The sequence below is a fragment of the Methylobacterium sp. A52T genome, from assembly GCF_053346095.1.
In genome coordinates, this window is record NZ_JBKFBI010000043.1 from 1 (window position 1) to 14,466 (window position 14,466).

The window sequence follows — 14,466 nt, forward strand, 5'->3', positions numbered from 1 at the left end:
CAGTCCTGATCCTTCGCGTCCCTCACCCCAACCCTCTCCCGCACGGGAGAGGGGGCCTGGCGCGGCTGGCGAGACCGGGCTCGCCCTCCTTCCCGACCGTTGCAACAGGGTCGGATACGGCTCTAGCTTCCCCGCCCGACGACGACGTCGCTGCCCCGGCGACCGGCAGGCTCACCCCGACGATCCCATGCGGCCCCGCACGCCTCCCCTCTCCACGCTCAGGCTCTTCGAAGCGGCCGGCCGCCATCTCAGCTTCGCCCGCGCGGCGTCCGAACTGAACCTGACGCCGAGCGCCGTGAGCCACGGGATCGTCGGCCTCGAGAAGGCGCTGGGCGTCAAGCTGTTCGTCCGGGAGCCGGGCAGGCTGGCGCTGACGCGCGAGGGGGCCGAGTACCTGACCTACGTGTCCGAGGCGCTGTCCCTCATCCTGATCGGCACGCGCCGCCTGCCCACGCCGCGGTCCGGCAGGACCCTGGCCATCAGCTGCGCACCGACCCTGGCGACGCGGTGGCTGCTGCCCCGGCTCCCGGCCTTTCGCAGCCGCCACCCGCAGATCGCGATCCGGATCGACACCTCGCACCGGCAGGTCGGCTTCCCGATCGACGGCTTCGACTTCGCCCTCCGTCTCGGCCGGGTCCCGACTCCGCGCCACCGCAGCGTCCGCCTGTTCGAGGATTGGCTGCTCCCCGTCTGCAGCCCGGCCCAGCGCGGGGCCGTCACCGGGCCGGACGGCGCCCTCGACCTCCGGCGCGCGACGACGATCCACGTCACCTCCGCGACCGAGGACTGGCAGGCCTGGAGCGACGCGTCTGGGGCGGCGGAGCTGGCCTCGGCCGACACCCTGCACGTCGACACGTTCGCGATGGCGCTCCAGGCCGCGGCCGCGGGCCTCGGCGTCGCCCTCGGCCGGGGGGCGCTCATGGACCGGGAGCTGCGCGACGGTACGCTCGTCGGGGTCGGCCCCGCCGTCCCGGCGGCGACCTCCCACTGGCTCGTGAGCGCCGCGGGCGACGACGACCGGCCGGAGCCCGACCAGTTCCGGACCTGGCTGCTGGCGGAGGCGCGCCGGTTCGCGGCCGAGCAGAAGCGGCGCTTCTCGACCAGCGCCGCCTGAGGGTCCGACGGGACCGGGAGGGCGCGCCCCGTCCGTGAGCGCCGCTCACTGGCCGAGGAAATCTTCTCGTTTGTCGCGCCGGCCGCCGGCTGCGAGCGTCTCCGAAGGCGACAGCCAACGGAGGCCGCGATGGCAACGATCGGGCGGGCGCGCGCAGGGCGATGGGGCGGGTTGCCGGTGGTGCCGGTCGCGGTCGCGGCCGGCCTGGTTCTGAGCGGCGCGATGGGCATCCGGCAGACCTTCGGGCTGTTCCTCGGGCCCATCTCCCTCGAGACCGGCATCCCGGTGGCGACGACCGCCCTCGCCATCGCTCTGCACAACCTCGTCTGGGGCTTCGCGCAGCCCTTCGCGGGCGCGGCGGCGGACCGCTACGGGGCCGCGCCGGTCGTCGCCTTCGGCGCGCTGGTCTACGCGGGCGGCCTCGTCCTGACCGCGCTCGCGCCGACGGCGCCGACGCTGCTGCTCGGGCTGGGGCTGCTGGTCGGGATCGGGATCAGCTGCACCAGCTTCGGCGTCGTCCTGACCGCGGTCGGTCGCGCCTCCGCACCGGAGCGTCGCAGCGCGGCTCTGGGCCTCGCGAGCGCCGGCGGCTCGCTCGGCCAGGTGCTGCTCGTCCCGTTCGCGCAGTCCGTCACCGCGGTCGCGGGCGCGAGCGCGGGGCTCCTCGCGCTCGCGGCGATCATCGTCGCGCTCGCGCCGCTCGGTATCGCGCTCGACCGCGCGCCCCGCGCTGGCGTGCCCGACGGCTCTTCGGCGGCCGGCAGCCTGTCCGCGGCGCTCCTGCGGGCGTGGCGGCACCCGGGCTACCGGCTGCTGACGCTCGGCTTCTTCACCTGCGGCTTCCAGCTCGCCTTCATCGCGACGCACCTTCCGGGGTACCTCGCCCTCTGCCACATGCCGGCGGGCCTGGGCGCGACCGCGCTGGCGCTGATCGGGCTGTTCAACATGGCCGGGAGCTGGGGGTGCGGCTGGCTCGGCGGCCGGTACCGGCCGCAGCACGTCCTGGTCTGGCTCTACCTCATCCGCGCCGCCGCGATCGGCACCTTCCTCGTCGCGCCGAAATCCGAGGCTGTCGTCCTCGCATTCGCGGCCGTGATGGGCCTGACCTGGCTGGGCACGGTCCCGCTGACGAGCGGCCTGGTGGCGCGGGTCTTCGGGATCCGTCACCTCGGGACGCTGTTCGGGATCGTCTTCCTCAGCCACCAGATCGGCTCGTTCCTCGGGGCGTGGCTGGGGGGCGCGGTTCTGGAGGTCTCCGGATCCTACGATGCGGTCTGGTTCGCCACGGCCCTCGCGGGCCTGATCGCCGCGCTCCTCCACCTCCCGATCGACGATCGTCCGGTCCCGGCGGCCGCCGCCGAGGGGGTCCGATGACGCCCGGCCGCCACGCGCCGGCCGCGACCGCGGGTGTCGACGCGCGACCCGTGACGTTCGCCTGCCGCGACGGCTACCGGCTCCACGGCCACCTGTGGCGGCCGGCAGCGAGCCGACCGCCGGGCCGGGGCACGATCGTCGTCAATCCCGCGACCGGCGTCCGCGCGCGCTACTACCACGCCTACGCGCGGTTCCTGGCCGAGCGGGGCTTCGTCGTGCTGACCTACGATTACCGCGGGATCGGCGATTCGCGGCCCGCGCGCTTGCGGGGATCCGGCATCCGCTGGCGGGACTGGGGCGAGCTCGACTTCGACGCCGCGGTCCGGTGGATGCGGGAACGCGAGGCCGGGCCGCTCACGGTCGTCGGCCACAGCATCGGGGGCTTCCTCCCGGGCTTCGCCGAGGCCGCGGGCGCGGTGGACCGCATCCTCACCGTCGGCGCGCAATTCGCCTATCGCCGCGATTATCGCGCCCGCGACAGGCTCAGCATGATCGCGAAGTGGCACCTGCTGATGCCGTGCGTGACCGCCGCCGTCGGCTACTTTCCCGGCCGTCGGCTCGGATGGCTCGAGGATCTGCCGGCCGGCGTGGCCTACGAGTGGGCATTCCGCGGGCGGCGCATGGAGGCGAGCTACCCGGCCGCCGAGCGCCCCGCCCTCCTCGCCCGCTTCGCCGCCGTCCGCGCCCCGATCCTGGCGGTCGGTACACCGGACGACCCGTTCGGCACGCCGGCGGCGATCCGCCGGGGCCTCGGCTACTACGTGTCGAGCCCGCGCATCCAGGTCCAGCTGACCCCGTCCGCGATCGGCGCGGAGGCGCCCGGCCATTTCGGCCTGTTCCACGCGCTCCGGAGCGGCGGATTCTGGCCCGACACGCTGCGCTGGCTGAGCGACGGGCAGAATCCCTGGCCGGACTCCGTGATCGATCCGGGTCGCCCGATCCCCGCCTGACCGGGCGTATCGCGGCGGACCGCTTCGGACGCGGGCGCGTGGCGCTATCCCGCCCTGTGTCGCAGCTGCAGCGATCGCGCGATCTCCGAGCGCTTGGCGGCGTAACCCGGAGCCACCATCGGATAGTCTAGCGGCAGCCCGTACTTGGCCCGATACTCCTCCGGTGTCAGCCCGTAAGCGGTCAGGTGACGCTTGAGCGTCTTGTAGGACCTGCCGTCGATGAAGCTGATCAGGCCTTCGGCCTGGATGGACGCCCGGATCTCCCTCGCCGTGGCGGCGTCGGGCGTCGCGACCGCGCGCGCCGGTCCCGCGCTGATCTGGCTGAGCATCTCGTACGTACTGGCTAAAATCTCACAGAGTTGGACAGGGGAGACTGGATTCCGGATCACGTAGGCGCAGACGATCTTGATTGAATTTCTCAAGGACGAGTCAGAAATTTCTCCCGCGCCAACACCAACCTCAGGTAGCATACCTGCCATTCCTCCTCTGAATGCACCTTATGAGAGTTGTATATCAATTTTCGCATGTCAATCCTTCATCTTGATTGAACTTCAAAAAAGAACATTGTGACCGATATTCTACTTATAGAAACAAAAGCTGCAAATTTTCTCAACCAGAAAGGGGCTCCGTCCTCCCCGCGGCTCTGGGTACCGAACAGGCTGCTGGACTGGATCTGCGACACGTCCGTGGCGGCGACCTTGTCGGAAGCGGTCGCGCCGGTCCCGCGCGGGACGCCCACGGACGCGGATGGAAGCGCGATCGGCGGACTTCGCGCACGGCGGACGGTCGCCGACGACGCTGGCGCGACCGTTGCACCTCGGGTCCCAGGTCTGCGAAGAGCCCACCCGGCACGGGACCGGATGCGTGGCGCCGGATCGCGTCGAGAGAGGATCATGACGGATCAATCCGCACGGACACGGGCGACAGAGTCCGGACGCCGTCCATGAAGGCGGGAGACGAGGGCGATCGCGTCGGGGCGATCTGCCAGGCCCTGAGGCGGGCCATCGTGGAACGGGCGCTCGCCCCCGGCGACCGGCTGCCGGAGGACGCCCTCGGCGAGCGGTTCGGGGTGAGCCGCACCATCGCCCGGCAGGCGCTGCTGCGGCTGGCCGGCGAGGGCCTGGTCGATCTGCGCCGCAACCGCATCGCCGTCGTGGCGACGCCGAGCTGGGAAGAGGCGCGCGACACCTTCGACGTGCGCCTCGGCCTGGAGCGGCTCGTGGTCCGCCGCCTCGCCGGGCGGCTCAGCGCGGAGCAGCGTCAGGTCCTGCTGGACCAGATCGCGCGCGAGGAAGCCGCACGGGGCGGCCCCGAGGCGCTGTCGATCCGGCTCGCCACGGAGTTCCACCTGATGCTCGCCGAGATGACCGGCAGCGCCGTGCTGACCCGGTACGTCGCGGAACTCGGCTATCGCTGCGCCCTGATCCTGTCCCTCTACAGCCGCCCGCATTCCTCGGACTGCGCCGTGAGCGAGCACCGCGACATCGTCGCCGCCCTGGTCGCGGGCGATGCCGAGCGCGCCGCCGCGCTCATGGACCACCACCTCGACGCGGTCGCCGAGCGGGCGCGGATCGTGCCCCCGGCCCCGCGCGAGCGCGATCTGGCACGCCTGCTGGCGCCCTACGTCGCGGGCGGCGGGGCCTGAGCCCGCCGGGTCAGGCCGTGAGGCCGTGCTTGGTCAGCAGGCGCTCGGCGCTGTCGTTCCAGACCTCCATGCCGACGATCAGCCCGTCGCGCACGGTGAAGCGGTCGACGTAGCGGTTGCCCTCGAAGGGCGTGCCGTCCGGCCACGCGCCGTACAGGGTCCCGAGGCTGTAGACCGTGGTGACGCCGTCGCCCGGCACCACGTCCAGCCGCTCCATCCGCTTCTTCACCCAGGCGTAGCGGCCGGCATTGAAGGCCGTGACCTCGGACGGATGGGTGAACACCCGCGCGCCGGTGAACACGATCCGGGTGCCCGGCGCCATGTAGCGCGCGGCCGTCTCGGGATCGGGCACCATCGAGGCCTCGAGATAGGCGGTCACGTTGGCGGCGTCGCGCGCGGTCGCCGCGCTGTGGGTCACGTCGGTCATGCAGGCCTCCTGTCGGCCTAACGTGCCGCAAAAGCCCGGCCCGTGCATGCAGGAAGTGTATGCACTTTGACGCCAGATTGAGCACAGATTGCCTCCGAGGATACAGTCCCCGGTCTGTGCAGCGGCCGAAGCAGCCGAATCCTGATGGCATGGAGGTTGCGCAAAGCGGGCTGCGCCCCGCCCTCGGAGACACCCCATGGCCTCCTTCCTGCCCCCGACCCTACGCCGCTTCGCGATGACGACGAGCGCGCTGCTCGGCCTAGCCGTCTCGACCGCGCAGGCGGCCGACACCGTCAAGATCGGGCTCGTGACCGCCCTGAGCGGCCAGTCCGCGAAATCCGGCGAGGCGATCTCCCGCGGGATCGGTCTCGCGATCGACGAGATCAACGCCAAGGGCGGAGTCCTCGGGCGCCCCCTCGAACTCGTGGCCCGCGACGACGAGGCCAACCCGTCCAAGGGCGTGCTGGCGACCCGTGAGCTGATCCAGCGGGTCGGCGTCGTCGCGGTGGTCGGCGGCCTCGACACGCCGGTGTCGATGGCGATCGTGCCGATCGCCAACCAGATGAAGGTGCCGTTCATCGGCCCCTGGGCGGCCGGCACCGGCATCACCCGCAACGGCGCCGCCGACAACTACGCCTTCCGCGTCTCCGCGGTCGATGCCCTCGTCGACGAGGCGCTGGTCGCCTACGCGGTGAAGACCTACGGGGCGAAGAAGCCCGGCATGATCCTCGTCAACAACGCCTGGGGCGAGTCGAACCAGAAGGGCCTCAAGGACGCCCTGCAGGCGGCCAACCTTCCGGCGGCCGGCATCGAGAAGTACGAGGCCAACGACGTCGACATGGTGCCCCAGCTGTCCCGGCTGAAGGAGGCCGGGGCCGACGCGCTGTTCCTCGTCGGCAATGTCGGGCCCTCGGCCCAGGTGGTGAAGTCGCTCGACCGGATGGGCTGGTCGGTGCCGGTCGTCTCGCACTGGGGCCCGGCGGGCGGCCGTTTCGACGAGCTCGCCGGCCCGAGCGCCGGGAAGGTCCACTTCATCCAGACCTTCACCTTCGCGGGCAACGCGTCGCCGAAGGCGAGCGCGGTCCTCGACGCGCTCAAGGCCAAGTACCCGGCGATCAAGTCGATGGCCGACGTCACCCCCGCGGTCGGCATCGCCAACGCCTACGACGCGACCCACCTGCTGGCGCTCGCCATCCAGGCCGCCGGCTCCACCGATGGCCCGAAGGTCCGCGACGGCTTCTACAAGATCGGCACCTATCCGGGCCTGATCAAAACCTACGACAAGCCCTTCGCCCCCGGCCAGCACGACGCGCTCGGCCCGAACGACTACGTGTTCACCCGCTTCAAGGACGGTGAGATCGTCGCGGTGACCAACTGAGCCCGGCGATGCTGACCTCCATCCTCGTCAGCGGCCTCGGCCTCGGCAGCATGTACGGGCTCGTGGCCCTCGGCTTCCACGTGACCTACGCGGTGTCGGGGACCGTGAACTTCGCGCAGGGCAGCGTCGTCACCCTGGGCGCGGTCCTGGCCTACGCGCTCGGCGTCACCCTCGGCTGGCCGATGCCGGCCGCGATCGTCCTGGCGCTCGCCGGCTGCGCCCTGTTCGGCCTCGTGGTCGAGCGGGCGCTGGTCCGCCCGTTCGTGGCCCGCGGCTCGGACGCGTGGCTGCTCGCGACGGTGGCGGGCGGCATCGTCCTCGACAACACCGTGCTGTTCACCTTCGGCAAGGAGCCGCGCAGCCTGCCCTCGCCGCTGGCGACGAAGCCGGTGGAGATCCTCGGGACCGGCATCTACCCGCTGCAGCTCGTGATCCCGGTCGTCGGGATCGCGCTCGCCTTCGCGATCCGCACGGTGTTCCGGAAGACCGATCTCGGCCGCGTCCTGCTCGCCGTGGCACAGAACGCCGACGCCGCCCGCCTGATGGGGATCGACGTGCGCCGCACCGTGGCCTGCGCCTTCGCGCTCTCGGCGGTGCTGGCCGGCATCGCGGGCCTCCTGATCGCGCCGCTGTTCTCGGTCTCGGCCGAGCTCGGCACGCTGTTCGGCATCAAGGCCTTCGCGGTCGCGATCCTCGGCGGCATCGGCTCCGCCACCGGGGTGATCCTGGCGGGGCTGCTCTACGGCCTCGTCGAGGCCGGCGTCACCGCGACCCTGGGCTCGACCTACACGCAGCTCGTGGTGTTCTCGGTGATCATCCTGGCCCTCACCCTGCGCCCCGACGGCCTGCTCGGCCGCGCCGCGGTCAACAAGGTCTGACCCGATGCCGTACCTGCGCTCAGGCCCGGCGATGCGGCTCGGCATCGCCGGCCTCACCGCCGCCGCGCTCGGCCTCGTCGCGCTGACCGCCGGCTACAGCCATTTCGTGATCGCCCTCGTGGCGCTGACCACGGTGGCGGGCGTCGGCCTCAACGTGCTCCTGGGCCTGACCGGGCTGATCTCCTTCGGCCAGGCCGGCTTCTACGCGATCGGCGCCTACGCGAGCGCGATCCTGACGCTCCACGGCGTCAGCTTCTGGCTGGCGCTCCCGGCGGCGGCCCTGATCGCGGCGCTGGTCGGCGGGCTCGTGGCGGTGCCGGCGATGCGGGTGAAGGGCCCCTACCTCGCCATGCTGACGATCGCCTTCGGCTTCATCGTCGAGCACGGGCTGATCGAGGGCGGCGCGCTGACCGGCGGCCAGAACGGCCTCGTCGTCACCGACGCGCCGAGCCTCCTCGGCGAGCCGCTCTCGCCGGCCGGCCTCGCGGTGCTGGCGGTGCTCGCCGCCGGGGCGAGCCTCGCCGGGTTCGACCTCCTCGCCCGCAGCCGCCTCGGCCGGGCGATGCGCGCCGTGCGCGACGCCGACGTCGCCGCGGCGGCTCTGGGCTTCGACCCGGTCCGGGTGAAAACCCTGGCCTTCGCGATCTCCGCCGCCCTGACCGGCCTCGCGGGCGCGGTCCTGCCGCCGCTGATGCTGTTCATCGCGCCGAGCTCGTTCCCGTTCTCGCAGTCGATCCTGTTCGTCCTCTCGGTGATCGTCGGCGGCGCCGGAACGGTGCTCGGCCCGCTCCTCGGGGCCCTCGTCACCGTGCTGCTGCCGGAGGCGCTGTCGGGGCTCGCCGAGTACCGCCTGCTGTTCTTCGGCGTCGCGACCCTTGCGGTGCTGTGGCTGGTGCCTTCGGGACTGGTCGGCAGCCTCGCCCGGCTGCTGCCGCGGGGCCGCGACGCGTCGACTACCGGGGATGGCGGGGAGACGCCGCTCCCCGGCACGGCGGCGCGCGACGCCCTCGTCCTCGAGGGCGTCGGCATCCGCTTCGGCGGCATCACGGCGGCGGACGGCGTCGACCTCACGGCGCGGCCGGCAGCCGTCACCAGCGTGATCGGCCCGAACGGGGCCGGCAAGACCACCGTGCTCAACATGGTCTCGGGCTTCTACCGGCCGAGCGCCGGGGCGATCCGGCTGGGCGGGCGCGACCTCGCCGGGCGGCCGGCCCACGTCGTCGCCCGCGCCGGCATCGCGCGCACCTACCAGACCACGCGCCTGTTCGGCTCGCTGCCGGTGGCCGACAACGTCGCCCTCGGCCTCGCGCCGGGCCGGCTCTGGCGCCGCGCGCGGGCGCGGGACCGCGCGACGGCCGCCGCGCTCCTCGCCTTCGTCGGCTACCGCGGCGGCCTCGACCGCCCGGCCGCCGAGCTGCCCCACGTCGACCGGCGGCTCGTGGAGATCGCCCGGGCGCTCGCCGGCAGCCCCGCGGTGCTGCTCCTCGACGAGCCCGCCGCTGGCCTGTCGCGGGCCGACACCGACCGGCTGGCAGGGCTGATCCGCCGGATCGCCGACAGCGGCGTCGCGGTGGTGCTGGTCGAGCACGACATGCCGCTGGTGATGGGCATCTCCGACCACATCCTCGTCATGGATGCCGGCCGCCCGATCGCGCGCGGCACGCCCGCCGAGATCCGGCGCGACCCCGCGGTGCTGCGCGCCTATCTCGGGGGCGCCGACACCCCGGCCCGGCCGCGGAGCGCGCCGTGGCAGGGTCCGGCGGACGCCGTCCTCTCGGTCCTCGACCTGACCGCCGGCTACGGCGCCGCGCCCGTCCTCGACGGCGTCCATCTCGACGTGCGGCCCGGCGAGACCGTCGCGCTTCTGGGCGCGAACGGGGCCGGCAAGTCCACGGCCATGCGGGCCTTGGCGGGGCTGCTGCGCCCGGTCGCGGGCGCGATCGTGTTCGAGGACCGGCGCGTCGAGGCGCTGCCCGCCCACCGGATCGCCCGCGGCGGCCTCGTCCTGGTGCCGGAGGGGCGGCAGGTCTTCCCGGAGCTCACCGTCGTCGAGAACATCCGCCTCGGCGCCTTCGGGCGCGGGACGCCGATCGACCCGGCCGAGGTCGAGCGCCTGCTCGACCGGTTCCCGCGGCTGCGCGACCGGGCGGCAAGCCGGGCGGGCCTGCTCTCCGGCGGCGAGCAGCAGATGCTGGCGATCGCCCGCGGGTTGATGGCGCATCCGCGCATCCTGCTCCTCGACGAGCCGTCGCTCGGCCTCGCCCCGGCGATGATCAACGCCCTCTACGCCACCGTGGCCGAACTGCGCGACGAGGGCGTCACCATCCTGATCGTCGACCAGATGGCGGCGCTGGCCCTCACGGTCGCCGATCGCGGCTACGTGCTGGAGCAGGGCCGGGTCGTCGCGCGCGGAACCGCCGCGGAGCTGTCGGCGGACAAGGGGCTGGAAGCGGCCTATCTCGGTGCGGCGTAACGGGGGGCCCTGATGGACACGAATGCCGGACACGGCCGCTACGGCTACAGCGCCCTCCCCGACCGCCCGGTCTACGACTGGCCGGAGGGCAAGCGGCTGGCCGTCTATGTCGGGCTGAACCTCGAGACCTTCGCGTTCGGCGAGGGCCTCGGCGCCGAGCTGGCGCCGGGCGGCCCGCAGCCGGACGTGCTCAACTACGCGTGGCGCGACTGGGGCAACCGGGTCGGCGCCTGGCGGATCGCCGCGATGCTGGACGAACTGGCCATGCCCGCGAGCGTGCTCGTCAACAGCAACCTCTACCGGGACTGCCCCGGGCTGATCGAGGCGTTCCGGGCGCGGGGCGACGAGATCGTCGGCCACGGGCGGACCAACGCCGAGCGGCAGGGCACCCTCGACGAGGACGCCGAGCGGGCCCTGATCGCCGAGACGACGCGGGTGATCGCCGCGCGGGAGGGCCGCCCCCCCGCCGGCTGGCTCGGGCCCTGGATCTCGCAGTCGCGGGTGACGCCCGACCTGCTGGCCGAGGCCGGCTACCGCTACCTGCTCGACTGGGACCACGACGATCAGCCGACCTGGTTCAAGACCCGCGGCGGCGGCCGGATCCTGACGGTGCCCTACCCGCAGGAACTCAACGACATCCCCGCCATCGTGGCCCGCAAGGAGACGGGCCGCCAGTTCGCCGAAGCCATCGTCGACGCCTTCGAAGAAATGCTGGAGCAGTCTCGGAGCGCGCCGCTGGTGATGGGCATCGCGCTCCATCCCTACATCGTCGGGCGCCCGCACCGGCTGCGGCCCCTGCGGCGGGCACTCCGGCACATCGCCGACCGGCGCGACGCCATCTGGCTCACCACCGCGGGGGCGATCGCCGACCACGTCGTGGCGCGGGAGGCCGGACCGCGCTGACGCGGCCCTGACCCCGGCGAGCTCAGAGCACCTGCGACAGGAACCGGCGCGTGCGCTCGTCCCGGGCGGAGGCGAAGAAGGTCGCGGGCGGCCCGTGCTCGACGATCACCCCGCGGTCGGTGAAGTAGATGTGGTCGGCGACGTCGCGGGCGAAGTTCATCTCGTGCGTGACGAGCATGCAGGTCATGCCCTCCTCGGCGAGTTCCCGGATCGTCACCAGCACCTCCTTGACCGTCTCCGGGTCGAGGGCGGCGGTGACCTCGTCGAACAGCATCACGTCGGGCCGCATCGCCAGCGAGCGGGCGATGGCCACGCGCTGCTGCTGGCCGCCGGACAGCTCGCCCGGATAGGCGTTCTCCTTGCCGGCCAGCCGGACCTTGGCGAGGAGCGCCCGCGCCCGAGCCTCGACCTCGCGCTTCTCCTGCCCAAGGACGTGGATGGGGGCCATCATCACGTTCTGCAGCGCCGTCTTGTGCGGGAACAGGTTGTACTGCTGGAACACCATGCCGACCTTGCGGCGCAGCGCCAGCTTGTCGAGCCGCGGATCGGTCACCTCGATCCCCTCGACCTGGATCGAGCCCGCGCTCAAGGGCACCAGCGCGTTGACGCAGCGGATCAGCGTCGACTTGCCCGAGCCCGAGGGGCCGATGATGCAGACGACCTCGCCCTTGCGGACGTCGAAGCTGATCCCTTTCAGCACCTCGAACGTCCCGAAGGACTTGTGCACGTCGACGACCCGGACGATCGGCTGATCGGGGGTCCAGTTCGGGGACGGGGTGGCGGCCAGGGTCGCGCGCGTCATGGTCTCAGCGGGTCTCGAAGCGGCGTTCCAGGGCGGCGGTGAACCGGTCGATCGGGTAGCAGTAGAGGAAGAAGCACAGCAGCGCGAAGCCGTAGAGCGGCGCGAACAGCTCGGGGCGGCCGCCCTCGGCGGCGTGCACCTGCGCGGTCAGCGTCAGCATCTCGGTGACGCCGACGATGGAGGCCTGCACGGTCGCCATCGCGATGAGCGAGTAGACGTTCATCCAGGGCGGCAGCATGCGCTTCGCGCACTGAGGCAGGATGATCCGCCACATCGTCTGCCACCGAGTGAAGGCCAGCGACTCGGCGGCCTCCCACTGGGTGTTCGGCACCGAGCGCACCGCGCCGCGGACGATCTCGGCGACGTTGGCCATGACCGGCAGGCTGAAGCCGAAGGTCGCCTTCACCCAGTCGGGCAGCGGCACGCGGACGCCGAACACGGTGACCTGGAACGGCACGAGGAACATCACGAAGAACAGCAGCACCAGCCAGGGCACGTTGCGGAAGACCTGCGTGGCGCACCACGCGAGGCGGGGCAGGATCCGCCCCTCGGCGAGCATGGCCAGCCCGAGCCCGATGCCCGCCACCGTGCCGATCGCCATCGCCATCAGCGAGATCGCCACGTTGAAGGCGAAGCCCGTGAGCAGGAGGGGCGCCCACTTGATCACGACCTCCAGCGGCGACAGCGCGGCGGCCCCGCCCTGCGCCCAGGCCGGCAGGGCGACGAGGGCGAGCCCGGTGAGCAGCCAGAAATGGGCCGGGCGCAGGCGCGCCGCGGCGCGGTCCTTCGGGAGCGCGAAGGGCAGGAGGACCGGCAGGTCCCCCGGTCGCCCGCCCCGCGGATCGGCGGCGCTCATCGGCCGTATCCCGGGATGCGCAGGGCGCGTTCCCAGCGGTGCATGATCCAGACGAGCACGCCGACGAGGACCGCGTAGGTCGCGAGCAGTACCAGCATCATCTCCAGCACGTTCTGAGACTCGGACCAGATCTGCTTGACCGCGTACAGCGTCTCCGGGACCGCGATGGCGTAGGCCAGCGTGGTGGTCTTGAGGAGGTTGATCAGGTTGTTGTTGAGCGCCGGCAGGCAGACGCGCAGGGCCAGCGGCAGGACGACGTACCGGTAGGCCTTGAAGCGGGTGTAGCCCAGGGCCTCGGCGGCCTCGATCGTGGTCCGTGGCACCGCCTCGATGCCGGAGCGGAAGATCTCGACGTTGAACGCGCCCGCGAACAGCGACAGCGAGATGATCGCCCACTGGACATTGTTGAGGATCGGCGCGCGCAGGCCGTCGGCCGAGCGGATGTCCGGGAGCAGCGTCCCGAGGCCGAAGTAGAAGAAGAAGATCTGCACGAGCGGAGGCGTGTTCCGGAAGACCACCACGAAGCCGTTGACCAGCGCCCGCAGGACGCGCGACGGCCCGCTCTGCAGGAGCGCGCCGACGGCGCCGATGACGAGGCTCGCCAAGATCGTGCTGATCCCGAGGAGCAGCGTCATCCGCAGGCCGGCCACGTAGCGGTCCCAGTCGTAGGGATCGTAGAAGACCGTGAAGTTGAAGCCCGTGGTCTCGTAGAGCTGCTGGAACCACGCCTGGATCGTGGCGATCATCGCGGGCGATCGCCCGGCTTCGTCGTGCAGGCGCGCATCAGTTGGTCGCGTTCTTGTACTTCTCGTGCATCGCCTTCGAGTAAGCGGTCGGCTCGATGCCCCACTTCTTCTCCTCGTTGACGATGAAGCCGGTCTTCATCCAGTCCTTGGTGGCGTCCTCGACCGCGGCCTGGAGCGTGGTGTTGCCCTGCGCCACCGCCATCATCCACGGGGCGTCGAGGATGCCCTTGAGCGGCAGCGCGTAGTTGGCCTTCCAGTCGTCGTCGAGCAGCTTACCCTGCAGCATGCTCTGGTCGTAGACGTAGCCGATGCAGTTGCCCTGCTTGAGCGCGAAGAGCGGCTTCTCCGACCCGTCGAAGGCGACGATCTCCGCCCCGTAGGTCCGCGCGACGTCCTTGTTGTACCAGGCGCCCGAGGTGGCGCAGAGCGGCTTGCCCTTGAGCTGCGCCCAGTCGGTGATGCCGGACGACTTGGGCAGCAGGACGTTCACGAAGTCGGAATAGTAGTTCGGGTCGATCGCCTGCACCACGCGGCGGCGCTCCGGCTTGTCCGACAGGGTGGCGATCAGCAGATCGACCTTGCCCTGCTGCAGGAACTCGATCCGGTTGGCCGAGACGACCGGCACGAGCTCGAGTTTGACGCCGAGCCGCTTGGCGAGGTCGGCGGCGAGGTCGGGCTCCAGGCCGATGATCGACCCGCTCGGGTCACGGAAGCCGAACGGCTTGTAATCCGCCTTCACGCCGACGATCAGCGTCCCGCGCTTCTTGATCGCGTCGACGCCGTCGGCGGCGATGGCCCGGCCGGGCAGCGCGACGGTCGAGAACGCCGCGAGCGCGGCCAGCGCACCGGTGGTCAGAAGGGTGCGGACGGTGAGACGCATCGGATCTTTCCTGCTCGGGTCGACAGATCTTGGCATGGTT

General features: G+C 71.9%; 14 protein-coding genes. 8 read left to right on the forward strand and 6 right to left on the reverse strand.

What is annotated here, in order from left to right; genetic code table 11:
- Window positions 1-187 precede the first annotated feature (187 nt).
- From ACLBYE_RS12895 to ACLBYE_RS12905, 3 genes are all read left to right on the forward strand, one after another.
- The gene (locus ACLBYE_RS12895) at window positions 188-1,114 is read left to right on the forward strand and encodes a LysR substrate-binding domain-containing protein (protein ID WP_447694485.1); all 927 of its coding nucleotides are present in this window, start codon (window positions 188-190) and stop codon (window positions 1,112-1,114) included.
- Window positions 1,115-1,243: 129 nt separating this feature from the next.
- Complete coding sequence (locus ACLBYE_RS12900; RefSeq protein ID WP_447694486.1) at window positions 1,244-2,488, forward strand: MFS transporter; 1,245 nt, start codon at window positions 1,244-1,246, stop codon at window positions 2,486-2,488.
- Window positions 2,485-3,438, forward strand: coding sequence for an alpha/beta hydrolase family protein (locus ACLBYE_RS12905; RefSeq protein ID WP_447694487.1), 954 nt, complete (start codon window positions 2,485-2,487; stop codon window positions 3,436-3,438). Before ACLBYE_RS12900 ends, ACLBYE_RS12905 begins: the two co-directional genes overlap by 4 nt.
- 44 nt (window positions 3,439-3,482) lie before the next feature.
- Here the strand turns inward: ACLBYE_RS12905 and ACLBYE_RS12910 are convergent, their stop codons facing one another.
- Entirely contained in the window at window positions 3,483-3,908 is a 426-nt protein-coding gene (locus ACLBYE_RS12910) for a MucR family transcriptional regulator (RefSeq protein WP_447694488.1), read from the reverse strand.
- Between the two features lie 473 nt (window positions 3,909-4,381).
- Here ACLBYE_RS12910 and ACLBYE_RS12915 point away from each other — a divergent pair, with 473 nt between their 5' ends.
- Window positions 4,382-5,083 carry a GntR family transcriptional regulator gene (locus ACLBYE_RS12915; RefSeq protein ID WP_447694489.1) on the forward strand — a complete coding sequence of 234 codons (702 nt, stop codon included), beginning with the start codon at window positions 4,382-4,384 and terminating at the stop codon, window positions 5,081-5,083.
- A 10-nt stretch (window positions 5,084-5,093) separates the two neighbouring features.
- Here the strand turns inward: ACLBYE_RS12915 and ACLBYE_RS12920 are convergent, their stop codons facing one another.
- Window positions 5,094-5,510 carry a nuclear transport factor 2 family protein gene (locus ACLBYE_RS12920; protein ID WP_447694490.1) on the reverse strand — a complete coding sequence of 139 codons (417 nt, stop codon included), beginning with the start codon at window positions 5,508-5,510 and terminating at the stop codon, window positions 5,094-5,096.
- 196 nt (window positions 5,511-5,706) lie between these two features.
- Between ACLBYE_RS12920 and ACLBYE_RS12925 the strand changes: the two genes are divergently transcribed.
- From ACLBYE_RS12925 to ACLBYE_RS12940, 4 genes are read left to right on the forward strand one after another with little or no spacing between them, the layout of a single operon-like run.
- Window positions 5,707-6,888, forward strand: coding sequence for an ABC transporter substrate-binding protein (locus ACLBYE_RS12925; RefSeq protein WP_447694491.1), 1,182 nt, complete (start codon window positions 5,707-5,709; stop codon window positions 6,886-6,888).
- A gap of 8 nt (window positions 6,889-6,896) precedes the next feature.
- Window positions 6,897-7,766, forward strand: a complete 870-nt coding sequence (locus ACLBYE_RS12930) for a branched-chain amino acid ABC transporter permease (protein ID WP_020093116.1) — start codon at window positions 6,897-6,899, stop codon at window positions 7,764-7,766.
- A 4-nt stretch (window positions 7,767-7,770) separates the two neighbouring features.
- The gene (locus ACLBYE_RS12935; protein ID WP_447694492.1) at window positions 7,771-10,239 is read left to right on the forward strand and encodes a branched-chain amino acid ABC transporter ATP-binding protein/permease; all 2,469 of its coding nucleotides are present in this window, start codon (window positions 7,771-7,773) and stop codon (window positions 10,237-10,239) included.
- Between the two features lie 12 nt (window positions 10,240-10,251).
- Window positions 10,252-11,142: a polysaccharide deacetylase family protein gene (locus tag ACLBYE_RS12940; protein WP_447694493.1), complete on the forward strand. Its 891-nt coding sequence runs from the start codon at window positions 10,252-10,254 to the stop codon at window positions 11,140-11,142.
- A gap of 22 nt (window positions 11,143-11,164) precedes the next feature.
- Here the strand turns inward: ACLBYE_RS12940 and ACLBYE_RS12945 are convergent, their stop codons facing one another.
- From ACLBYE_RS12945 to ACLBYE_RS12960, 4 genes are read right to left on the reverse strand one after another with little or no spacing between them, the layout of a single operon-like run.
- A complete protein-coding gene (locus ACLBYE_RS12945; RefSeq protein WP_447694494.1) occupies window positions 11,165-11,944 on the reverse strand; it encodes an amino acid ABC transporter ATP-binding protein in 780 nt (259 codons plus the stop codon).
- A gap of 4 nt (window positions 11,945-11,948) precedes the next feature.
- Window positions 11,949-12,800, reverse strand: a complete 852-nt coding sequence (locus ACLBYE_RS12950; protein WP_447694495.1) for an amino acid ABC transporter permease — start codon at window positions 12,798-12,800, stop codon at window positions 11,949-11,951.
- Window positions 12,797-13,546 carry an amino acid ABC transporter permease gene (locus ACLBYE_RS12955; protein WP_447694496.1) on the reverse strand — a complete coding sequence of 250 codons (750 nt, stop codon included), beginning with the start codon at window positions 13,544-13,546 and terminating at the stop codon, window positions 12,797-12,799. The genes ACLBYE_RS12950 and ACLBYE_RS12955 overlap by 4 nt, the downstream gene beginning before the upstream one ends.
- Window positions 13,547-13,583: 37 nt before the next feature.
- Complete coding sequence (locus ACLBYE_RS12960; RefSeq protein WP_447694497.1) at window positions 13,584-14,426, reverse strand: transporter substrate-binding domain-containing protein; 843 nt, start codon at window positions 14,424-14,426, stop codon at window positions 13,584-13,586.
- Between the last annotated feature and the right edge of the window lie 40 nt (window positions 14,427-14,466).